We start from the raw sequence: 20,578 nt of genomic DNA, 5'->3' as shown, positions 1-20,578 counted from the left end.
CTCCAGAGAGTTGAAACCATGTACAAACTTGAAATTCAGGATCTTCACAAAAGCTACGGCGCCCACGAAGTGCTCAAGGGTGTGTCCCTGGAAGCGAAAGCCGGTGACGTCATCAGTATTATCGGCTCCAGTGGTTCTGGTAAAAGCACCTTCCTGCGTTGCATCAACCTGCTGGAGCAGCCCAACGCTGGCAACATCGTACTCAATGGCGAACAGCTCAAACTGGTGACCAATAAACTCGGCGGGCTCAAGGCTGCCGAACCCAGGCAGCTGCAGCGCATGCGTTCGCGGCTATCGATGGTGTTTCAGCACTTCAACCTCTGGTCGCACATGAGCGCCCTTGAAAACGTCATGGAAGCTCCGGTGCATGTGCTGGGCATAAACAAGAAAGAAGCCCGGGAAAAAGCCGAGCACTACCTGAACAAAGTCGGCGTGGCGCATCGCATGGACGCCTGGCCGGCGCATATGTCCGGTGGTGAGCAGCAGCGCGTGGCGATTGCCCGTGCACTGGCCATGGAACCTGAAGTGATGCTGTTCGATGAACCGACTTCGGCACTCGACCCCGAGCTGGTCGGCGAAGTACTTAAAGTCATGCAGGATCTCGCACTCGAAGGTCGCACCATGGTGGTGGTGACTCACGAAATGGGCTTTGCCCGCGAGGTTTCCAATCAACTGGTGTTTCTGCACAAGGGGCTGGTCGAAGAGCGCGGCAATCCGCGTGAAGTGTTGGTCAACCCGCGGTCCGAACGCCTCCAGCAGTTTCTGGCCGGGAGTTTGAAGTAAGAGCGCCGCCCGCCAATCCACTGCTCGGCGTTGCCCTGACAAGGTTGGCTTCGGATACACTCCAGCCAACCTTGTCAGGGCATCAGGCACAGCCCTTCTCTCACCTTCAGGAAATGTTGAGCCGGATATGCCAACCCCATCGAAAGACACCACTGTCTATGCCGCGCCGGTCATGCGCAAACTGACGGAAATCGTTTCCGAACTGCCGCCGTCACTGCGCAAGGTGGCGGACTTTATCCTGCGTCACCCGCTCAAAGCCGCGACGCTGACCATCGAGGAGATGGCTCACGAAACATTGACCTCACCCGCCGCCGTCAACCGTCTGGCCAAAGCGCTGAACCTCGGTGGTTACAGCGGCATGAAGGCCGAGCTGGTCGCAACGTTGCAGCAGATGGTGTCGCCGGTCGACAAGCTTCGTAATGAACTGGCACATCGGCCGGGCGGCGCATTTGGCCTGCATGAGCAAATCCAGAGCGCCAGCAGCAACCTCGCCACGGCGGCGACCAACAACCATGAAGATGCCTTTGAAGCGTTCGTCACCCACCTGACCGAAGCGCGTAAAATCTACATCCTCGGCTTTGGCAACAGCGTCTACTTCGCCGGTCTGGCCGCCTCGACCCTGATGCCCTTCTGTGCGGACGCCACCGCCATCAGCATGGAAGGCGGCAACGAAAACGCCGCTTACCGTCTGGCCGCAATCACCGATCAGGATGTATTGCTGGCGATCTCCCTGCCGCGCTATTCCCTCGACACCCTGCAACTCGCACGTTTTGCCAATGAGCGCGGCGCCTCGGTGCTGGCAATCACCGACTCACCCGCATCGCCGCTCACCAGCATTGCCGAACACGTGCTATTTGCCCCAGCCGACCATCCAGTATTGACCAGCTCCAACATCGCCGTGCTCGCATTGATCGAAGGATTGGTGGCGGGTGTGATGGCTCGCAATAAAGAAGCCGTCAAGCTGGCGACAGAGCTGACCGAGAGTGTGATGTCTTACCTGCATATTCCTTCCAGCAGTAAATCGACGAAAAAGTAATATTTCTTGGGGGGAGTCGCCCCCGTAGCACTGCGTACTCCTTGATGTCACGGTGCATGCACGACTACGCGCCTGGCGACAACATGCTGAAATCGGGAACAGGCGGGTTTAGAGTGGGCGCAAAAAACCGGATCAGGCGCCGGCCACGGGGGAAGATTTGCAGCAATTGCTGCGGTGTGATGCTCATGTCTGCATCGCTTCGAATGTGGATCGTCCTGAAGAAAAACGACTGGCCACCGACTTATCGACAGCGCATGACTTAGCTTATAGAATCGCGCGCCGAAAAAAATAAAACTTTCTTGATTCGCAGGTAACGCATGACACCCTCCGTTAGCGAAACAAAGAATCTGGACATCGAGGTGTTGCGTGCCTATGCCATCGCTATTACTTTCGTTGCCCATCTCGGTCTTTTAAATCCGGATTGGTTTAAATGGACTACCTATTTCTGGCTGGGTGGAGGGGTAGATTTATTCTTCTGCATTTCCGGATTCCTTATAACGACATCATTGATAAAAGCATTGAACCAGCAAGATCAGTTCCTGCGTTTTGCCGGATCTTTTTGGACAAGGCGGTTGTTTCGATTGTGGCCCGCAGCGATCTTCTGGTCGACCATAACGCTGGCAATTTCATTTACCTTTGACGTCTCCAGGACATTTGGCTCACAAGAGAACATGGTAAATTCCTGGACATTCGGCATGTTGAATATCCAAAATATATACATCTGGTACACTAAAAACTCAAACAGCGTAACTCCACTATGGCACTACTGGAGCTTGTCGCTAGAAGAACAGTTCTATGTAATTCTCCCCATCATTCTGTTCTTCGTCCCTAATCGCAAATTATTGATCATCCCTTTTCTTGCAGTGGCAATTTACCATTCCACGCAGATACGTCCGTGGGGTACATTGCTTTGGTTTATTCGAAGTGACGCATTGCTTTACGGCACCCTAATCGCGTTGGCCTGGCATTACTACCCACAGCGGATATCAAGTATTTTCTCTGCCAACAAGAAAAAAACATTACAACTTGCATTATTGATCTGCATCCCCCTACCCATCATCACAGCAAAAATCGGCTGGACCCCCTACTACATGGGACTTGTCGCGATCACTTCAAGCCTGGTTGTGCTTCTGTGTTCGGGAAATCTAAACCTTACGGGCTCACATGGCCGCCTCCGAAAGATCGCCATTTACATCGGATCGCGCTCTTACTCCATTTATCTTGTTCACAACCCCATATTTGCAATTGTAAGAGAAATATGCCTTCAGTCAGGGTATACGGATCTCACACTTGAAACCGATAAAATATTTGCCGTCCTCATAGCGCTAGCACTAACTGGAGTGACTGCAGAGTTTTCCTACCAATTTGTGGAAACTCCACTTAGAAATTACGGGTCGCAGCTTTCGAAAGCAAAATTCAAGCGGGTGATGTTGGCCAACTAATGCTACTGGAGTAGCCGTCCTGATCAGCGAGACTGATTCAACGCGACGCGGTATTTTTTCAAAGATCTCGAGTCGCTGACTGCCAAGGATGCCAGCCGAACACTCAAAATAAAAAGGGGTCGGGGCGGAGTGCCCCCCCCTGGCTCCCCATCTTCTTTTTCATACTTCTTGAAAGCTTCGAGAGTTTCGAGAGTTTCACTCTGGACTTTTCCAAGCAGGAAAGCGGCGACGTGGCAGTGCTACGGCCTGAACTGGTGACGGTCAGCCACTTGTTTGTACGCCAGTCGGCAGAGTTGGCGGCAGCAGTGACTCACCGAATGCTGAAGACCTTGCTCGGCAATCACTGGCATCCTTCAGTGGTCCTCGACCCCTTTAAGTCCGCCCTTGCGGTTTTTTTTCGCGCACTACTTACAGTGGGCGCACTTCTTGGTGCTACGCTTTTCTTGTGCATGGAGAAAGCGCGATGCCAAACGATCTTACCCCCGCCCCGCTCAATCCTTCCGACGAAGACTTTATTGCCCTCGAACATACTATCGATGAGGTTGCTGCCTGGATCGACCAGCGCGGTTCTACGCGTGTATCTGATCGCATCAATATGCCAAAGTTACAAACCTGGGTGTTCAACAAACCCCAACGCCTGCTTTCTAACAATCTAACGATTATCAATTTAACTCGCATGGAATGCGCAGTGCTTGACTTATTAACAAGCAGCGAGGAGCGCGTTATCAGCAACGAGGAAATCCTTATGAAGTTAAATAAAGACCCTTATAATTACAAAGGATTGCCCATGTGCCTCAGTAGACTGCAAGCGAAATTCAAGAAGATCACTAAAGGCGACAACCTCCTCCGTTCAGTAAGAAGTCGTGGTTACTGCCTTATCCAAATAATAAACTCTGAATGAGCTTTAAGTCTCTGATTCATGGCTGAGACCTCTTTCACGAAGCAATGGCTCGCGATCAAGGCGATCAGTCCTTGATCGCCGCCGGTGATAGCGCCAATTCCTTGGGCCCGCGCCAGTCCCTCGCAAGTTACTCCGCTTGGGCTGCAAAACAGCAGGAGCTGACGGAGCAAGCCATCTGATAGCGCAGGAAGCGATAGAAGGAAGCAGCCAAAAAACGCCGCGCCGGGCATCGAAAAATTCACGCTTGAAGTTGCCAGCATGTTCAAACCGGACCTCAGCGGGTGATGAAAGAACATGGCATCAACAACCAGCAGGACATTCACCAACGGCTGCTGATCAACCTGATCAATTCAGACTACGATACAGCGGCATGGATGCAAGGGAATGTCACGACACCTTATGAGACAAGCAAAAAGTTGTCGCGAGCATTTAAGGACAAGAGCCTGGCGGAGTTAAAGCGCGATCCCGGAGACCTACCGAGCGATACTCGGTGATTGTTTTGTCCAGAGGAGGTTTATGGCATCTGTTTCAAGTCTCAGGTTGTTACCGACCCTGAGCCAGAACAGTACGTCGTTAGGCGTTAACAAACTGAAAAAAATCCAGTGCCCCGACCCATCGGCCTTTTCCTCTACGTCTGCAACGTACAGCGCGACCTCGCTTTCGCTAAGTTCCAAGGCATCGGAGATTTCTCGCTGTGTCGGCTTTCTTACGCTGCTCATGGTGAAATCCATTTCTTGAACAAAGTGCTGAAAGCATAGCTGAACACCAAAACCTGGAGTCTCCGCCTGTCGCATCCAGTCACGGAGGGCGGCGCATGCAATGGAGGCGTCAGGGCATCGCTTTGGGTGGATGCCCAGGTGAAACACACCTGGCCAGGCAAGCGGTCATGACTTTACCCAGCGCAGCGCCATGTGTCCCGAACACGACCCCGAACAAAATTAATATTGAGCCTGCAGGTGAACGACGGGGGAGGAGTCGCTATGCCCGATTTTCAAATGGAACCCGCCGACACCGTCAGCAGTACAGGAGCCGGCAAATGACCCGATCCGCATGTGGCTGGGCGCTGTTCGCGCCCTTGATGCTGAGCCTGCACGCCCAAGCCGCCGACATTGCCCTGTACCCGACGGGCCCGGATCAGGACTCTGCCTTCCTGCGTGTTATCAACGCTGCCGACCGACCCTTGCAGCTGCTGGCCGAAGGCTCTCGGACAAGCCTCAAACTGGAAGGACCGAATGCCGTGTCCGACTACCTGCCCGTGCCCGCCAACCAGCCGATCAAGGGCACCCTGGAACTCAACGGCAAAAGCCAGCCGCTGGACATCCAGGTGGCAGCCGGCGAATTCGCCAGCGTGATCGCTTTGCCAGACAGCGCTCAAGGTATCCGCCAGGTCGTCATCCGTGAGCAACCCGACGACTTCAATAGCCTGAGTGCCTCGCTGGCGTTTATCAGCGCCGATCCAGCGTGCACCCAGGCCGGTTTGCGCGCTGCGGGGAAGAACGCCGACCTGTTCAAGGAGGTGGCCGACGGCAGCGTACAACGCCGAGCGATCAACCCGGTCAGCCTGTCGGTGCAATTGGTCTGCGCCCAAACCAACGTCGGTGCGCCGCTTGACCTGGGCCGGCTCAAGGCCGGCGAACGCTACAGCGTTGTGCTGCTACCTGGCGCAAACGGCCCATACCTGCTGCTCGCGACTGACGTCCTGGCTCACTGATCGGATCGCGCCACCACCATGGCTTTTGCCTCTCTCGAGTTTCTGACGTTGTTCCTGCCGCTGTTCCTGTGTGCCTATGCACTGTGCCCGGCGGCCTGGCGCAACGTCACGCTACTGATCGGCAGCTGGCTGTTCTATGGCTGGCTGAGCCCACGGTTCCTCGCGGTGCATGTGGTGCTGACGATCACGGCGTGGGTCGGCGGCTTGCTGATTGACGCCCTGCGGGAAGAAGGCAAGGGCCGCGTGCGGCTACTCGCGACGCTGATCGTGTTCAACACCTCGGTGCTGTGCTGGTACAAGTACGCCAACATCGTTGCCGGCACCTTGATCGATGCCGTCACCGGGTACGGCGCCATGCCCCTGGACTGGCAGCGGGTCGTCATGCCGGCCGGGCTGTCGTTTATCGTCTTGCAGGCGATTTCCTATCTGGTGGATGTGCATCGCCGTACCGTGCCGGTTGAACGCAGCTTCATTAACTACGCCACCTATATTTCGATGTTCGGCCATTCGGTCGCCGGCCCCATCATTCGCTATGACTGGGTTCGGCGCGAGCTGAATCAGCGTTACTTCAACCGACAGAATTTCTCGCTGGGCGCACGCCGATTCATGGTCGGGATGTGCATGAAGGTCCTGGTGGCCGACACCCTGTCGCCGGTGGTCGATGTTGCGTTCAATGTACAGAACCCCAGCTTCTCTGACGCCTGGATCGGCTGCCTTGCCTATTCCTTGCAACTGTTCTTCGACTTCGCCGGCTACAGCGCCATGGCCATTGGTCTGGGCCTGATGCTGGGCTTCCACTTTCCCGAGAACTTCGACCGTCCGTATCTTGCCAACAGCATCCAGGACTTCTGGCGCCGCTGGCATCTGTCGCTGTCCAGCTGGTTACGCGACTATCTGTATATTTCGCTGGGCGGCAATCGCAACGGCACCTGGAAAACCTACCGCAACCTGTTCCTGACCATGGCCATTGCCGGCCTCTGGCACGGTGGCGATAGCTGGAACTATCTGCTGTGGGGTTGCGCCCATGGCCTCGCGTTATGCGTTGATCGTGCCTGGAACCGCTCCACCCTGCCCGCTGTACCGCCGGTGCTGTCCCATGGCCTGACTCTGCTGTTTGTGTGCCTGGCCTGGACACTGTTCCGCGCCCCCGACTTACATAGCGCGCTGAGCCTGTATGCCGGACAGTTCGGCCTGCAGGGCATCGCCCTCGGTGACGAACTGTCCACGACCCTGCGCCCGGTGCACGGCATTGCGGGATTGCTGGGTGTGTTCGGTGTCGTCGCACCGCTGCTGCGCCCTTACTGTGAGAAACGACTGGGCGGCCTTTTGCTCTACGCCGCCGCCCTTTGGCCCATCGCCGGTTTCATGCTGTCGTTCGCACTGATCGCCAGTCGCGAAACCGTCCCCTTCCTGTACTTCCAATTCTGATGACGATCCCAAAGCACACCCCGCCCCCCACTCAGCCAGATGATCTGGCGACACGCAGCAGTCGGTTGGCAGGCGTGGCGCTGCTGATATTCCTGGTCGTCGGGCTGCTGTCCTCTGGCCGTCTGATCGTTTCAGGGCAGATCTCGCTGCTTCCCGATAAAATGCTGACCACGCAGATTCTTGACGGCGATATCACCCATCGGATCGCCAAGGAACTGTCGAACGCTCACTTTCCCACCACGCTCGCCGAGCTGGAGCGCGGTGCCAGTTGGCTGCTCCTTAGCGACACGGGGTCGAGGGTTCGCCCGGGTTGTCCTGACTGGCTGTTTTTGGCCGATGAACTCAAGATCAATCACCAAGCGCAGCGTAATGCCGATGCCAAGGTCCAGGCAGTGATCGATCTACAGCAGCAACTTTCCCAGCGTGACATCAGCCTGCTGGTGGTCATCGTTCCCGACAAGAGCCGCATCGCTTCCGGGCAGCTTTGCGCACTGCACCGCCCAGCCGCTCACGAAGGGCGCATCCAGGCCTGGACCTCGAAGCTGGATGCGGGTGGCGTGTCGAATCTGGACCTCACCGGTGCGCTGACGCCACTGGGGGCCAGTGCCTGGTTGCGCACCGATACGCACTGGAGCGAATCCGGCGCGAAGGCCGCGGCCGAGGCTATCGCGCAGCGACTGAAGAGCCTGGGCATCAGTGCAACGCCACGCAGGTCGTTCAACGAAAGTCATGCCCCGCTCGCGGTGCGACCTGGCGATCTGGTCCATCTGGCGGGCATCGACTGGCTGCCGCTCAAATGGCAACCCGCAGCCGAAATGGTCGCCCAGACCAGCACCGACGAACTTCCCGTTGCGTCAGCCGCCAGCCCTGACGCCGAGGCAGACCTCTTTGGCGATGCCGACCTCCCCGACACCGCACTCATCGTGCACTTCATTCTCACGCAACGCCAACTTCGCAGGGTTTCTGCAGCAGGCACTGGGCGCCCCCGTAGGTAACTTCGCCAAAGACGGCGGAGCGTTCTCTGGCGCTGCAAACAGCTACCTCAACAACCCGGCCTTCAAAGAAACGCCGCCAAGGCAAATCATCTGGGAGATCCCGGAACGGGACCTGCAGTCGGCTTACATCGACCCCATTGCCTATCGCTCGTTGCGCTAAGCCAATCGCATCCGGCAGTCGCTCCAAACCCCACGGATCAGCGCCTTCAAGATCAACGCCTCCTCCCAGCGATCCGTGATGTCACGCCCATCAGCCCCCGTGATCGCATAGGGTGGCGGGCCGAGTTCGCAGGTGAAGGACAGGCTGGCGGGTGTGTTCGGGCGGGCCAGCCAATCCTCGATCCCGTAGCGCCACCAGCCCAGGAATCGGTCCAGCCAGGGCCGATGTTGGGCGAAGCTCAAGGCCACCTGGACCTGTTCGCCGTTGGCAACCCGACCGTGAAAGCCCCAACTGTGGCGCAGGATGGTGAGGATCTGTTCGTCGTCTTCAGCCGTGGCCGACTCAGGTAATTCCCGGCCCACAACGTAGTGGGACAAGTCGGCCAACAGTTTGAGGTCAGGCATTTGCGCGAGAATGTCGAGGGTGAACAACAGGTCGCTGGTGAGGCGATAACGGTGGGTTTCCAGCAGGATCGGAAAGTCCACCTGCTCGGCCAGACGCTGCCAGCCTTCGATCAGTTCGATGGCTTGCGCCAGCGTGCGCGGCCGGACGTCGGCCTGCAACGTGAGGTGGTGGCAGCCGTAGCGGGAAACGACATCGAGCGCGGCCGCCAGATCATCCACGGTCCGGGGGAACAGTTGACCTTCGATTTGCAGGCCTTGCGCCTTGGCGGCGGCGCTCAGGCGTGCAGCCTGTGGCGCCTTCCAGAAATGGTCGGTGATGCCGTCGAAACCGGCGGCGGCGATTTTCTCCAGTAGCGCTTCAATGGAAAGGTCGCATTGGCCACGGTGATCTTGCATGGCCCACAAGGACTGAAACACCAGGAATTCGCGCATGTCAGTTCCTCGACAATTGTTTGAGCGATACATCGGCATCGGCTAAAGCGACCACCGAGAGGGGGTTATGGTTGGCGATCAGCCGTTCGCATAACTTGATGTCCTTGGCGACGCTATTGCCCTGGCCCCAGCCGCAAGCCCCCAGCAGACGTTGTTCGGCATCGAGGTAGAACAACAGGAAACCACCCCCCGGGGTTGTCCGGCTCGCCGTCGGTTCAGTGTTGGCGATGACGCCCACGGTTTGCAGCCCCCAGTCGTATTGATCGGACCAAAAGCCGGGAATGACGTCGAAGGGCTGCTCGCCCCCCAGCAGGTTCAGAGCGGCGTGACGGCCCTGGGTTTCGGCGTTGCGCCAGGTTTCCTGACGCTGGAAAACCCCTTGCGGGTGCAGACGAAACTCACAAACGTCGCCTGCCGCAAAGATATCCGGCGCACTGGTGCGCAGCTGCGCATCGACGCGAATGCCCTGACCAACCTCCAACCCGGCAGCCATGGCCAACTCGGTGTTGGGTTGCATGCCGATGCCCACCACGACCAGGTCGCAGGGCAACAACTGGCCGTCGACCAATTGCACCGTTTCAGCGCGGGTGGAGCCTTGCACCGTTTCAATCGCCACGTTCAGCCGGACGTCCACGCCCTGACGGCGATGCAATTCCAGCAGGACACTGGACAATCGCTCCGGCAGGACGCGGCCCGCCAGGCGCGGCCCGGCTTCGAGCAAGGTCACTGTGCAACCCAGGGCACGGGCGGTGACGGCGACTTCGAGGCCGATAAAGCCACCGCCGATGATCACCAATCGGGCGCCTGGCCGCAGCGAATCGCGCAGTGCGACCGCCTCGTCATGGGTTCGCAGATAAAGTACGTTGGGCAAATGCCCGGGCACCGAGGGCAACAGCCGCGCCCTGCCCCCGGTCGCGAGCAACAGTCGGGCGTAATGCAACCAACTGCCGTCGGCCAACTGCAATCGATGCTGCTGCGGATCGAGGTTTTTCACCGGGTTAGCGGCCAGGTGTTCGATGTCCAGTGCAGCGAGTTGAGCGCTATCGCACAAACTGCAACCCGCCAGTTCAACCGTGCCCTGTAACAGCCCTTTGGACAGTGGCGGACGTTCGTAGGGCGGGTGGAATTCGTCGCCGATCAGGATCAGGCGACCGCGATAACCTTCGGCCCGCAGGGTCAGGGCCGCGCGGCCACCGGCATGCCCGGCGCCAACGATGACCAGTGGAGCATTGGCAGGATTCATGGCACAGACTCCGAGCAGTTAAACCGAAATGGCGAGCAAGACACGCCCCGCCTCGACCCGGACCGGATAGGTCTTGAGGTTGACGCACACCGGCGCACCCAGGGCTTTGCCGGAGCGGTAGTCGAAACGTCCGTTGTGCTTGGGGCACTCGATGACATGCTCCATCACCAGGCCATCGGCGAGGTGGATGGACTCGTGGGTGCACAGACCCGCGGTGGCGAAGAACTCGTCGTCTGCGGAGCGGTAGACGGCATAGGTGTGCGGGCCATGGTCGAAACGAATGACATCTTCTTCATTTATTTCGCCCACGGCACAGACATCAATCCATTGATCGGTCATGGCGTTTTCTCTTGTAGTGGTACAGCCAGGAAGGTGTCAGGCCGGCGTTGCTTCAGGCTCTACCTGAGCGGTGGCGGCCGGCGCTACGCGTTGTGGCAAAGGCCGACGGACATAATGGGTCGGGTCTTTGCGCTGCTTCCAGATAGTCGGGAGGATTTCCCGCAAGGCCTCGAAAAGGCTGGTGTACGGCGGCGGGCAGTCGTGGCGGATCTCTTCGTGAAGCTGCGCCAGCGCGTGAAACGGCACCATCGGATACATGTGATGTTCGAGGTGATAATTCATGTCGAGGTACAGAAAGCGCAGCAGTGGGTTCATGTAAATGGTCCGGCAGTTGCTGCGATGATCGAGCACATCCTCGGCCAGGCCGACATGCTGCGTCAGGCCGAACAGGTAGGACAGCCAGCCGCCGTACAGGGTCGGCAAACCGATAAACATCAGCGGCAACCAGCTCTGCAGATACACTGCAGCCGCCAGAGTCAGCCCATAAATCACCAGCCAGATGCGCGCCGCCGTAAAGACCTTGGGCCACTCGGACTCGGGGATGAAGGTCTGCTCTTCTTCAGCCATTCGCCCGGTCGCATGCCGGCAGACCGACCACATCGTCTTGATTGCATAAGGCATCCTGAACAGGCTCAGCACCATCATGATCAGGCTCGGCGGGCGCGGCTCGACGATCTCCGGGTCCCGCCCGACGATGATGGTGTCGGTGTGGTGCCGGGCGTGGCTCCAGCGCCAGACATGGGGTTCGAACATGAACATGAAGCTCGACAACTGGTAGACCGCATCATTCATCCAGCGGGTTTTGAATGCCGTTCCGTGACCGGTTTCGTGCCAACGGGCATTGGACGCCGTGCCGTAGAGCAGCCCATAGGCGAAGAAGAACGGAATGCACGCCCAGGAGCCCCAGAACCAGTAACCACCGAACCCGGTGACGACCATCGCCAGCAGCCAGATCGCGGTATCGCGCAAGGCCGGGCCATCGCGGCGCTGCATCAGTTCCTTCATGCGTTTACGGGGAATGGGTGATTGATACCAGTTAGCCGAGACCAGGCCTTTTTGCGCTGCTTTAGCGGCTTCGGGACCCGTCAACCGATAATCCCGAGGCACGGGTTTACCGGAGTTTTCAGATGCTGCGTGTTGTTCAGGCATTTTATTGTTCTCCGCAAGCTTGATGGTTTAAGGCACTTGCTTCGATGCGGGATCACATCGCTTACGAAAAGATAGAGAGCGCACTGATTACCCTCAAGCCCTTGAATACATTCCCTATCAAGCTATCATCCAGGCCCATTGCAGCTTGATAGTTTTCTATCAAAGCGCCCGGGGGCTTGCCATGAACAACACTAAACGCCCAACCATCGCCACTGTCGCCGAGCGTGCCGGTTTGAGTGTCGCCACCGTGGATCGGGTGCTCAATGCCAGGGCTGCGGTGAACCCGGCTACCGCCGAGCAGGTGTTCCAGGCCGCCGAGGCGGTTGGTTATTTCGCGGCCAGGCTGATCGGCCAGCGGATCCGCGAACGGCGCCCCAGCTATCGTTTCGGCATCCTGTTGCTCGGCACCGCCCAGGCGTTCTATGCCAACGTTGCCGCCGCCATCACCGAGGCGGCACAGCGTCAGGCCGGCGCCAACCTCAGCTGCCAGTTCGAGTACGTCTTCGATCGCTCACCCAGCGCCATCATTGCCCAGATCGAACAACTGGCAGTGCAGTGCGATGGCCTGGCGGTGGTCAGCTTCGCTCACCCACTGATCAATGCCGCCATCGCTCAGATCAGGGCCGCGGGCGTGCCAGTGATCGCACTGCTGTCCGACATCCACGAGGCGGCAAATGAGCCTTATGTCGGTCAGGATAATCATGTAGTCGGACGCACCATGGGCTGGCTGCTGGCTCATACCTGCGGTGCCCACAAAGGCAGCGTCGGGGTACTGCTGGGCGGCCACCGTTTTCTCGGCCATCAGGCGCGGGTGGAGGGGCTACGCAGTTATCTGACGGAGCACGCACCGGGGTTGCAGCTACTCGAAGCGGTGATCAACCTGGATAACTGTGACGTCACCGAAGAGGCCACTCTGGAACTGCTGGCGCGACATGACGACTTGCGGGGTTTGTGCGTGGTCGGCGGTGGCGGCGACGGCATCATCAGTGCCCTGTCGCAGCTACCAAAGCAGCCGTCGCTGTGCAGCATTCTTCAGGAGTCGACCGAGCTGTCGCGCCAGGCCCTGGCCCAGGGATTGATCAGCCTGGTCATCGACTCCCAGCCGCGATTGCTGGCGGCAGCGCTGGTCGACTTGCTGATCGAATTGCAAACCACACCAGACTTCGATCCTGTCCGGCATCGAATTCATATTCCATTGCAGATCATCACCTCAGAGAACGCCCGATGCTGAACCTGTGGCGAGGGCGTTTTTGGTTAACCCCTCAGCGCTCGGGTCCCGAGCGGAACGCATCGGCACTCAACCCAAACCGGTTCATCTTGTTGTACAGCCCGCCGCGGGAAACGTTCAGCTGTTTGGCGGCCAGGCGGATGTTGCCGCGGGTATCCTTGAGGGCCGTGATGATCGCGTTCATTTCATGGGTGCCGAGGTCCATGGCCACCCGAGGCTCAGGCACGTTTCCCGGCGCCGAAGGCCGCAGTCCTTGCTTGATTTCGAGCGGTAGATCTTCGGATTGAATCAGTTCGGTCACTGCCAGATTGGTCGCCCGTTCAATGGTGTTTTCCAGCTCGCGAACATTGCCTGGCCAGTGGTAGGCGCAAAGAATATCCAGCGCCTGCGGCGAGATGCCCTGCACCGATTTGCGCAGCGAGCGTGCGCAACGACCAAGAAAATGTTGCGCCAGCAAGGGCACATCCTCGCGGCGCATCCTCAGTGGTGGAACCGTCAGATTCAGTACGTTGAGCCGGTAGTAAAGATCCTCACGGAACGCACCATCGGCCACCGCCTGACTCAAGTTGCGGTGGGTGGCGGCGATGATGCGGACATTCACCTGCCGGGATTTCTTTGCGCCCACCCGCGTCACCTCGCCTTCTTGCAAGACGCGCAGCAGGCTGACCTGGGCATCAAAAGACATGTCACCGATTTCGTCGAGGAAGATCGTCCCGCCATCGGCCAATTCGAACTTGCCAGCCGAACCGCCACGGGCCGATCCGGTGAAGGCGCCCTCGACATGCCCGAACAGTTCGCTCTGCACCAAATCTCGCGGAATGGCCCCGCAATTGACCGCCACAAACGGACCACTGCAGCGGTCACTGCCGTTATGAATCGCCTGGGCGAACAACTCCTTGCCGGTGCCGCTTTCGCCCAGGATCAGTGTGGTCGAGTCACTGCGACTGGCGATCCGTCCCAAGTGCAACGCATCCTGAATGGCTCGCGAAGTGCCCTGAATGGTTTCGAAGGTGTAGCTGGCCTGGGTGCCGATGATCCGCCGGGTAATTTCCCGGATGCGTCGGTTCTCCCGCAGCGAAACGATGCGCCCGCCTTGCTCCAGTGAGCACACGGACACCAGGCACGCCAGCTGGCTGCGATCATGCAATTCAAAGGTGCAATCCAGATCTCTTATCCCTTCAGACTGCTGCCCTTCCCCGCCGCGCAGCAGAACCTCATTGGTCAGTTCGCTCCGGCCCAGACGCTGGAACGGACTGCCCAGCAAATCCAGGCCCACGCGAAACAATTGCCGGGCATAGCGGTTGAGCGCCTTGATGCAGCCGCGCTCATCCAGCACCACCAGTCCCTCGTTCAGCACTTCAAGCACGGTTTGTTGTTCTTCCAGCAAGGCCTGTAGTGCCATCTGCCGCGAAACCGCTTCGGCTGCGGCCTGGACGGTGCCCAGAGTATGGAAATGAAACCAGCCGGGCTCTGCGGTCAGGGTCAGCATGGCCAGTGTCCGGCCCTGGGCATCCCGGATCGGCGCGGCGGCACAATGCATGCGCCGCCGACGCAGATCGACCCCGAAGTTTTCCTCGGCCAGCACATACACCAATCGGTCTTCGGCAAGCGCCAGCCCCGTGCAGTTGGTGCCCTGCACCGACTCCAGCAGTTGGCTGCCCACCGGTGTGAGATCGAGGCCGCAGGAATACAGCATCGTTCCTTGGGCATCGGTCAGATTGATATGACCTCTGGGGTTGTACGCCAGCAATCCGCGCATGACCTCCGCTGCCGCTGCGATCAACGCGCGATTGGCTGCCAGCGTCGCGGCCAGATCGGCGGGGGCGACAAATCGGTACGCACCATCCTCAGGGCTGAGGCCAGCACTGACGCTGCGCAACCAGGAGTCCCAAATCACCTGCCTGACCCCGGCAGGTCGATCGACACTCCCCCTCAGACACGCCAGCCAGGCCTGTTCCAGCTCTGCGATCGGTCCTTCGTTCAACGACGCCGGTCCGATTGCGGCGATGTATTCGAGGTCTTGCGCGCTGAAGGCCATCGGCTGTGGATTCACTCTGCGTCCCTATGTTCATATTTTCGACATGTCAGTATAGACATGTCATCTGAATGAACACTTAATTCAAACCACTATTATTAAACCCTTAAATATCAATTACTTAAATATTGGCATGGCCCTTGCCTCCTGCTTTGTACCAGCGAGGACATTCCTGCTGTCGAGTCGTTGAACAACAATAAAAGGGAGTCATTTCATGAGTGCATCCAAAGTCATCCGCCTGGGTCTCATCGGCGCCGGCCGCATGGGCAGCTTCCACGGTCAGACCGCGGCCCGGAACATTCCCGGTGCCTGCCTGGCCGCCATCGCCGACCCGACACCCGGCCAGGCCGCGCGCCTCGCCGCAGAGTTGGGTGTACAGCGGGTCTACACCGATCCACAGCAATTGCTCGATGACCCGGAAATCGACGGCGTGTTGATCGCCGCCCCGGCCCGCAGCCATGCCGAATTGGTGATTAGTGCAGCACGGGCCGGCAAAGGGGTGTTCTGTGAAAAACCCATGGCCATTACCCTGGACGAAGCCGACCGCGCCATCGCTGCGGCTGCCGATGCGCGAGTGACGCTGCAGGTCGGCTTCAACCGCCGCTTTGCCAAAAGCTTCCGGGCGGCTCACCTGGACGTGGTCGCCGGACGTATCGGTACGCCGCAACTGCTGCGCTCGCTGACACGCGATCCAGCCCTGAACAATCCCGCCGCCTCGCCGCAGTGGGTGATTTTCCTCGAAACCCTGATCCATGACTTCGATACCCTGCGCTACCTCAATCCCGGCGCCGAAGCGGTTGAGGTGTTTGTCATGGCCGATGCCCTGATCGCTCCGGACTTCAAGGACAAGGGTTTGCTCGACACAGCTGTGGTCACGATCCGTTTCGACAACGGCGCCATCGCCACCGCCGAGGCGAACTTCCAGGCGGTGTATGGCTACGACGTTCGGGGCGAAGTGTTCGGCAGCGCCGGCATGCTGAGCATGGGCAGCGTCAATGACTCTGACCTGGTTCGCTACCTGGCCACTGGCATCCAGGCAGACACCCAGCGTTTGGACACCGACCTGTTGCGTGATGCCTACGTGGCCGAGCTCAATCACTTTGTCGACTGCCTGCGCAGCGGCGAAAAACCACTGGCGAGCGGCGAAGATGCGAAAGCCGCACTGGCCATTGCCCGCGCCTGTATCGAGTCCTTCCAGCAGGGCAAAGCGGTGCGTGTGCAAGGAGGCCGTCCATGAGTTTCACTCCGTTCAAACTGGCGATCAGCGCCGAAATGGTGTTCCTCGACCTGCCGTTCACCGAACGGGTCAAACGCATTCACGCACTGGGCTTCAGCGCCGAAATCTGGAGCTGGACGACCAAAGACATTCCGGCGCTGGTCGCCACCGGCGCTGACTTCACCTCCATGACCGGCTACATCTCGGGCAATTTGACCGACCCCGAGGACATCCGGCACCTGCTCGACAGCGCACGGGAATCGCTGGCCGTTGCCGCCCAATTGAACTGCCCGAGCCTTAACCTGCATGGCACGGGTCTGGGCGATAAAGGCTTGCCAGTCAAACCCGTGGCTCACACCACCGGACGCATGTGGTTGAGCGCCTGCAAGACCCTGGAGAAAATCGCTCGCCTGGGCGAAGACGCCGGCCGGGTGTTCCTGCTGGAAAACCTCAATACCGAGGTGGATCACCCCGGCACGCCGTTCGCTCGCGCCGACGATACCCTGGCGCTGATCGAGGCCGTGGGCAGCCCTCATCTGAAGATGAACCTGGACCTTTACCATGCGCAGATTGGCGAAGGAAACCTGATCGAACTGATCCAGCGCGCCGGCAGCGCCATCGGTGAAATCCAGGTCGCTGACGTCCCTGGGCGCATGGAACCGGGCACCGGCGAAATCCATTACCCGGCCATTGCCAAAGCCTTGTTCGGTATGGGATACACCGGTGTCGTCGGGCTTGAGGGCTGGGCCAGCGGCGACAGCGAAGCGGCACTGGAACGTTTCCGGCAAGCGTTCACGCTGGGTTGAGGAGCCTGCGGCGCGCCTGGACGTTGACTCTACGCGCGCCAGCAACCCTCTCCCCTGATCTTGATGAATGTCGACTTATAACAACAAAAGGAAAACCATCATGCGTCGCTGCACACTACTTTTTGCCACGCTGCTACTCGTCTTCAGCCAATGGGCCGCCGCCAGCTATCGCATCGGTGTCAGCATTGCCAGGGTCGACGACAACTTCATGACCTATGTGCGCAGCGGTCTGGAGGAAGCTGCCAAAAAGGACAACGTCCAGATCCAGTTCGAGGACGCCCAAGGCGATGTGGTTCGCCAGCTCAATCAGGTCCAGGGCTTTCTCAACCAGAAAGTCGATGCGGTTATCGTCTTGCCCGTGGACACCGCCGCCACCGCCAACATGACCCGCGCCGCCGTCGAAGCGCAGACGCCACTGGTCTACGTCAACCGCCACCCGGACGAACGCGTCTTGCCCAAAGGCGTGGTCACCGTGGCGTCGAACGACATTGAGGCCGGGCAACTGCAAATGCGCTACCTGGCCGAAAAACTGGGGGGCAACGGCACCCTCGCGATCATCATGGGCGACCTCGCGCAAAACTCCACGCACGACCGCACCGAAGGCGTCAAACAGGTGCTCAAGGACTATCCCGGGATCAAGATTGTCGAACAGCAAAGCGCCGAATGGCAGCGCAACAAAGGCATGGACCTGACCAGCAACTGGCTGCTGGCCGGCACGAGTTTTGATGCCATCGTCGCCAACAATGACGAGATGGCCATCGGCGCCGCCATGGCACTGCAGCAGGCCGGCAAAACCAAGGGCGAGATTGCGATTGTCGGCATCGACGGCCTGCCCGACGGCCTGGCGGCGATCAAGCGCGGGATGCTGGTGGCCTCGGTCTTTCAAGACCCCAAGGCCCAGGCGGCCACTGCGCTGCAAGCGGCCATCAAAATGATCAAGGGTGAGCCGGTCGAGACGGATGTCTGGGTGCCTTTCCAACTGATCACGCCGGAGCAGGTTGCCGTCTATGAGAAACATTACAAATAGCGCCCGGCGCTAACCGTTGACGCCGCTGTCCCGGTCGGGAATCAGCGGCGTTTTTCGTTGGGTGAACAGCGTTGTGCGAAATCGAAAGACCAAACCGCAGGGCTTGCCACGCCTTCACAAAGGAAGCGGCCTATCCTGAACGACCCGTTTCATAACGAGGGTCGAGGTCAACCGTTGTACGTTGGGCAAGGTCGAAAGGCTCTCATCGTATAGCTGCTGGAAGGCTGGCAAATCCTGAGTGATGACGTGCAGCAGGTAGTCCGGCTCCCCGAATAACCTCTGGGCATCGACCACTTGCGGGATCTCGATGAGCGCCGTCTCGAAAGCCTCGACAGCTTGCCTGTCTCCCTCACGAAGCGTGGCAAACACCATCGCTGAAAAATTCAGGCCGAGTGCGCCTGGGTCCAGCTGTGCCCTGTAGCCAAGCAACACACCTGACTCTTCCAGTGCCCGTACTCGCCGATGACAAGGGGAAAGGCTCAGCCCCACTCGCTCAGCGAGTTCAGTGACCGAAAGGCGACCATCTTTTTGAAGCTCAGCAAGAATCTTTCGATCAATCCTGTCCATATAGAAAAATCTCCCCTTACAGCGCACATGAACGATTACTTTTGAAATTTAATTCTAACAACATTTCATTATTCTTCCTCTCACCATTAACGCCGCACTCCCTTGACCAAAGATGAGGCGGCCTGTGATTCGCGGAGCGGGACGATGCAGAGAGCGGTGTGTCATCAACGGGAGTGCCTGGCGCCATGACCTTCAGTATTTTTGTTGCTTTCTGGGCGGTGTCGATTCTGTTCATCATCACGCCCGGTGCAGATTGGGCGTACGCGATTTCGGCGGGTTTGAAGGGCCAGGTCGTCCTGCCCGCTGTGGGCGGGCTTTTGTCCGGCCATTTGATTGCAACCGTAATTGTTGCCGCCGGTGTTGGCGCGCTGGTCGCCAATCACCCCATTGTCTTGACGGTGCTTACGGTTGCCGGGGCGGCTTATCTGTTCTGGTTAGGTATCAACATGCTTGTCCGTCCCTCTACACCCCATGCTGACGACATCCAGGTGTCGGGCTCCTGGAAGCGCTGGGCGCTCAAGGGGCTTTGCGTCAGCGGGCTGAACCCGAAAGTGTTCCTGCTGTTCCTGGCGCTATTGCCACAATTCACCGACGCAACCGCTACCTGGTCTGTCCCAATGCAGATGATTGCGCTAGGGCTCGTCCACACCGTCAGTTGTGGCGTTATCTACCTGCTGGTGGGATTTGGCTCACAGGCCGTTCTCCAGGCACGCCCCGCCGCCGCTCAGTGGGTCAGTCGTTTCTCCGGAGCGGCCATGATCATCATCGCGGTCGTTCTGCTCACCGAGCAGATGTCGGGTTAATCCATTTTTCAGCGAGACAACCACAATGAGTGACCAACCTCCACCCTATGGCAGCGCCCCTCCCGCCCAACCGGCGACACGCGTGCGAATCCCGCATCTGAAACAGATGAAAGTGCAGGGTCAAAAATGGGCGATGCTCACAGCGTACGACATGTACAGCGCAGCCATTTTCGAAGAAGCCGGAATCCCTGTCCTGCTGGTGGGCGATTCCGCCTCGAACAATGTCTACGGCAATGAGTCCACGCTTTCAGTCACCGTTGACGAACTTATCCCTCTGGTTCGCGCGGTCAGCCGTTCGACACGGCGAGCACTGGTGATTGCGGATCTTCCTTTCGGCTCTTACCAGGCTTCGGTGGAACAATGCTTTCACACATCCGTTCGTTTCATGAAAGAAGCCGGTGCGCATGCGGTCAAACTGGAGGGCGGGATCGAGGTGCTGCCTCAGATAAAGAAGCTCGTCAGCGCAGGCATACCCGTCATGGCGCACATAGGCTTCACACCACAGATGGAACATCAACTGGGTGGCTATCGCGTCCAGGGCCGTGGCGAGGATGCGCAGCGCCTGATAGACAGTGCCAAAGAGTTAGAAGCAGCGGGCGCATTCGCTATCTTGATCGAGATGGTGCCGGGTGATGCAGGTCGAGCGATCACCGAAGCGATTTCAATTCCGACCGTCGGGATTGGCGCGGGTAACCAGTGCGACGCTCAGGTTCTGGTCTGGCAGGACATGGCCGGACTACGCACCGGCCGCATGCCGCGATTCGTCAAACAGTACGCCGACCTTCGCTCGGTACTTCACACCGCGGCAAGGGACTTTGCACTTGAAGTGGAAGCAGGAACATTTCCTGGCCCCGAACATACTTTTTAACCAGG

General features: G+C 58.7%; 19 protein-coding genes and 1 pseudogene. 13 read left to right on the top strand and 7 right to left on the bottom strand.

The window, feature by feature from the left end:
* Positions 1–18 precede the first annotated feature (18 nt).
* From AC3ITY_RS11315 to AC3ITY_RS11300, 4 genes are all read left to right on the top strand, one after another.
* A complete protein-coding gene (locus AC3ITY_RS11315; RefSeq protein ID WP_223459424.1) occupies positions 19–783 on the top strand; it encodes an ABC transporter ATP-binding protein in 765 nt (254 codons plus the stop codon).
* Between the two features lie 127 nt (positions 784–910).
* Positions 911–1,819 carry a MurR/RpiR family transcriptional regulator gene (locus AC3ITY_RS11310; protein WP_489309116.1) on the top strand — a complete coding sequence of 303 codons (909 nt, stop codon included), beginning with the start codon at positions 911–913 and terminating at the stop codon, positions 1,817–1,819.
* 317 nt (positions 1,820–2,136) lie between these two features.
* The gene (locus tag AC3ITY_RS11305; RefSeq protein WP_223459428.1) at positions 2,137–3,261 is read left to right on the top strand and encodes an acyltransferase family protein; all 1,125 of its coding nucleotides are present in this window, start codon (positions 2,137–2,139) and stop codon (positions 3,259–3,261) included.
* Between the two features lie 463 nt (positions 3,262–3,724).
* Positions 3,725–4,162: a winged helix-turn-helix domain-containing protein gene (locus AC3ITY_RS11300; RefSeq protein WP_223459430.1), complete on the top strand. Its 438-nt coding sequence runs from the start codon at positions 3,725–3,727 to the stop codon at positions 4,160–4,162.
* On the opposite strand, the gene AC3ITY_RS11295 is transcribed toward AC3ITY_RS11300, so the two are convergent.
* Positions 4,129–4,485 carry a hypothetical protein gene (locus AC3ITY_RS11295; protein WP_317850319.1) on the bottom strand — a complete coding sequence of 119 codons (357 nt, stop codon included), beginning with the start codon at positions 4,483–4,485 and terminating at the stop codon, positions 4,129–4,131. The two genes, AC3ITY_RS11300 and AC3ITY_RS11295, sit on opposite strands and share 34 nt — an antisense overlap.
* 713 nt (positions 4,486–5,198) lie before the next feature.
* On the opposite strand from AC3ITY_RS11295, the gene AC3ITY_RS11290 reads away from it, so the two are divergent.
* The 3 genes and pseudogenes from AC3ITY_RS11290 (at position 5,199) to AC3ITY_RS11280 (ending at position 8,456) form a co-directional block, all read left to right on the top strand.
* Entirely contained in the window at positions 5,199–5,873 is a 675-nt protein-coding gene (locus AC3ITY_RS11290) for an alginate O-acetyltransferase AlgF (RefSeq protein ID WP_223459433.1), read from the top strand.
* 18 nt (positions 5,874–5,891) lie between these two features.
* Positions 5,892–7,301, top strand: coding sequence for an MBOAT family O-acyltransferase (locus tag AC3ITY_RS11285; RefSeq protein ID WP_489309112.1), 1,410 nt, complete (start codon positions 5,892–5,894; stop codon positions 7,299–7,301).
* Positions 7,301–8,456: pseudogene (locus AC3ITY_RS11280) on the top strand (alginate O-acetyltransferase AlgX-related protein). The gene AC3ITY_RS11285 and the pseudogene AC3ITY_RS11280 overlap by 1 nt, the downstream one beginning before the upstream one ends.
* Here AC3ITY_RS11280 and AC3ITY_RS11275 read toward each other — a convergent pair.
* The 4 genes from AC3ITY_RS11275 to AC3ITY_RS11260 are packed head-to-tail and all read right to left on the bottom strand — an operon-like array spanning position 8,453 to position 12,023.
* Positions 8,453–9,292: a sugar phosphate isomerase/epimerase gene (locus tag AC3ITY_RS11275; protein ID WP_223535161.1), complete on the bottom strand. Its 840-nt coding sequence runs from the start codon at positions 9,290–9,292 to the stop codon at positions 8,453–8,455. The pseudogene AC3ITY_RS11280 and the gene AC3ITY_RS11275 sit on opposite strands and share 4 nt — an antisense overlap.
* 1 nt (position 9,293) lies before the next feature.
* Positions 9,294–10,535: an NAD(P)/FAD-dependent oxidoreductase gene (locus AC3ITY_RS11270; RefSeq protein ID WP_489309110.1), complete on the bottom strand. Its 1,242-nt coding sequence runs from the start codon at positions 10,533–10,535 to the stop codon at positions 9,294–9,296.
* A gap of 18 nt (positions 10,536–10,553) precedes the next feature.
* A complete protein-coding gene (locus tag AC3ITY_RS11265; protein ID WP_007991153.1) occupies positions 10,554–10,874 on the bottom strand; it encodes a MocE family 2Fe-2S type ferredoxin in 321 nt (106 codons plus the stop codon).
* 36 nt (positions 10,875–10,910) lie between these two features.
* Positions 10,911–12,023, bottom strand: coding sequence for a fatty acid desaturase family protein (locus AC3ITY_RS11260; protein ID WP_489309107.1), 1,113 nt, complete (start codon positions 12,021–12,023; stop codon positions 10,911–10,913).
* 181 nt (positions 12,024–12,204) lie between these two features.
* Between AC3ITY_RS11260 and AC3ITY_RS11255 the strand changes: the two genes are divergently transcribed.
* Positions 12,205–13,254 (top strand): substrate-binding domain-containing protein, encoded by a 1,050-nt coding sequence (locus AC3ITY_RS11255; RefSeq protein WP_489309105.1) that lies wholly within the window; start codon positions 12,205–12,207, stop codon positions 13,252–13,254.
* Between the two features lie 31 nt (positions 13,255–13,285).
* Here AC3ITY_RS11255 and AC3ITY_RS11250 read toward each other — a convergent pair whose 3' ends face one another.
* On the bottom strand, positions 13,286–15,289 hold the full coding sequence (locus AC3ITY_RS11250) for a sigma-54 interaction domain-containing protein (RefSeq protein ID WP_489310842.1): 2,004 nt from the start codon (positions 15,287–15,289) through the stop codon (positions 13,286–13,288).
* A 211-nt stretch (positions 15,290–15,500) separates the two neighbouring features.
* On the opposite strand from AC3ITY_RS11250, the gene AC3ITY_RS11245 reads away from it, so the two are divergent.
* From AC3ITY_RS11245 to AC3ITY_RS11235, 3 genes are all read left to right on the top strand, one after another.
* Positions 15,501–16,523, top strand: a complete 1,023-nt coding sequence (locus AC3ITY_RS11245; protein WP_223542947.1) for a Gfo/Idh/MocA family oxidoreductase — start codon at positions 15,501–15,503, stop codon at positions 16,521–16,523.
* A complete protein-coding gene (locus AC3ITY_RS11240; protein ID WP_477784132.1) occupies positions 16,520–17,308 on the top strand; it encodes a TIM barrel protein in 789 nt (262 codons plus the stop codon). Before AC3ITY_RS11245 ends, AC3ITY_RS11240 begins: the two co-directional genes overlap by 4 nt.
* Positions 17,309–17,408: 100 nt before the next feature.
* Positions 17,409–18,335, top strand: a complete 927-nt coding sequence (locus AC3ITY_RS11235; RefSeq protein ID WP_223533714.1) for a sugar ABC transporter substrate-binding protein — start codon at positions 17,409–17,411, stop codon at positions 18,333–18,335.
* A gap of 114 nt (positions 18,336–18,449) precedes the next feature.
* Here the strand turns inward: AC3ITY_RS11235 and AC3ITY_RS11230 are convergent, their stop codons facing one another.
* On the bottom strand, positions 18,450–18,902 hold the full coding sequence (locus AC3ITY_RS11230) for an Lrp/AsnC family transcriptional regulator (protein WP_223459450.1): 453 nt from the start codon (positions 18,900–18,902) through the stop codon (positions 18,450–18,452).
* A gap of 185 nt (positions 18,903–19,087) precedes the next feature.
* Between AC3ITY_RS11230 and AC3ITY_RS11225 the strand changes: the two genes are divergently transcribed.
* Entirely contained in the window at positions 19,088–19,705 is a 618-nt protein-coding gene (locus AC3ITY_RS11225; protein WP_223542949.1) for a LysE family translocator, read from the top strand.
* 25 nt (positions 19,706–19,730) lie between these two features.
* Entirely contained in the window at positions 19,731–20,573 is an 843-nt protein-coding gene (gene panB, locus AC3ITY_RS11220; protein WP_223459454.1) for a 3-methyl-2-oxobutanoate hydroxymethyltransferase, read from the top strand.
* Positions 20,574–20,578: the final 5 nt, after the last annotated feature.

It is taken from the genome of Pseudomonas sp. GL_091 (assembly GCF_057837725.1).
Note: the sequence above shows the minus strand (reverse complement) of the source record. Positions and strands in the feature narration are given on the sequence as shown.

Bases quoted from the DNA above. Each gene is read 5' to 3' on its own strand.
- AC3ITY_RS11255 (WP_489309105.1), top strand. From the start codon at position 12,205: ATGAACAACACTAAACGCCCAACCATCGCCACTGTCGCCGAGCGTGCC.
- AC3ITY_RS11285 (WP_489309112.1), top strand. From the start codon at position 5,892: ATGGCTTTTGCCTCTCTCGAGTTTCTGACGTTGTTCCTGCCGCTGTTC.
- AC3ITY_RS11310 (WP_489309116.1), top strand. From the start codon at position 911: ATGCCAACCCCATCGAAAGACACCACTGTCTATGCCGCGCCGGTCATG.
- AC3ITY_RS11270 (WP_489309110.1), bottom strand. From the start codon at position 10,535: ATGAATCCTGCCAATGCTCCACTGGTCATCGTTGGCGCCGGGCATGCC.
- AC3ITY_RS11265 (WP_007991153.1), bottom strand. From the start codon at position 10,874: ATGACCGATCAATGGATTGATGTCTGTGCCGTGGGCGAAATAAATGAA.
- AC3ITY_RS11250 (WP_489310842.1), bottom strand. From the start codon at position 15,289: ATGGCCTTCAGCGCGCAAGACCTCGAATACATCGCCGCAATCGGACCG.
- AC3ITY_RS11275 (WP_223535161.1), bottom strand. From the start codon at position 9,292: ATGCGCGAATTCCTGGTGTTTCAGTCCTTGTGGGCCATGCAAGATCAC.
- AC3ITY_RS11240 (WP_477784132.1), top strand. From the start codon at position 16,520: ATGAGTTTCACTCCGTTCAAACTGGCGATCAGCGCCGAAATGGTGTTC.
- AC3ITY_RS11235 (WP_223533714.1), top strand. From the start codon at position 17,409: ATGCGTCGCTGCACACTACTTTTTGCCACGCTGCTACTCGTCTTCAGC.
- panB (WP_223459454.1), top strand. From the start codon at position 19,731: ATGAGTGACCAACCTCCACCCTATGGCAGCGCCCCTCCCGCCCAACCG.
- AC3ITY_RS11315 (WP_223459424.1), top strand. From the start codon at position 19: ATGTACAAACTTGAAATTCAGGATCTTCACAAAAGCTACGGCGCCCAC.
- AC3ITY_RS11245 (WP_223542947.1), top strand. From the start codon at position 15,501: ATGAGTGCATCCAAAGTCATCCGCCTGGGTCTCATCGGCGCCGGCCGC.
- AC3ITY_RS11290 (WP_223459433.1), top strand. From the start codon at position 5,199: ATGACCCGATCCGCATGTGGCTGGGCGCTGTTCGCGCCCTTGATGCTG.
- AC3ITY_RS11300 (WP_223459430.1), top strand. From the start codon at position 3,725: ATGCCAAACGATCTTACCCCCGCCCCGCTCAATCCTTCCGACGAAGAC.
- AC3ITY_RS11305 (WP_223459428.1), top strand. From the start codon at position 2,137: ATGACACCCTCCGTTAGCGAAACAAAGAATCTGGACATCGAGGTGTTG.
- AC3ITY_RS11260 (WP_489309107.1), bottom strand. From the start codon at position 12,023: ATGCCTGAACAACACGCAGCATCTGAAAACTCCGGTAAACCCGTGCCT.
- AC3ITY_RS11230 (WP_223459450.1), bottom strand. From the start codon at position 18,902: ATGGACAGGATTGATCGAAAGATTCTTGCTGAGCTTCAAAAAGATGGT.
- AC3ITY_RS11225 (WP_223542949.1), top strand. From the start codon at position 19,088: ATGACCTTCAGTATTTTTGTTGCTTTCTGGGCGGTGTCGATTCTGTTC.